Origin of the sequence: Proteus mirabilis ATCC 29906, assembly GCF_000160755.1 — a bacterium.
Classification (GTDB): Bacteria; Pseudomonadota; Gammaproteobacteria; order Enterobacterales; family Enterobacteriaceae; genus Proteus; species Proteus mirabilis.
Map to the genome: position 1 here is coordinate 1 of NZ_GG668617.1, position 241 is coordinate 241.

Here is a 241-nt window from a genome sequence, read left to right on the forward strand (position 1 = left end):
ACGGACCGAACCGGGTGCTGCTGTTGCTGCGCGGTGACGGGCGCGGGCGTTGGCAGCTGGCCGCGCGCAACGACAAGCTGGTGCCGTGTTCCACCCGAGGTGGCCTGGCCGGCGACCCTTTTGCGTATGCAATGGTCGAGGAAGGCACCTTCAGCGTGATCACCAACGGCGGTAGCCGCGAGCGCTGGAGCAGCACCACCGGTTCCGCTATGCGCCTGCGGACAAGGCCTGCTGGGTGGAT

At 68.0% G+C, this 241-nt stretch carries 1 protein-coding gene; it reads left to right on the plus strand.

The window, feature by feature from the left end:
- Positions 1-241 (plus strand): hypothetical protein (locus tag HMPREF0693_RS18735; RefSeq protein WP_282667156.1); only part of this gene is annotated, 241 nt, incomplete at both ends.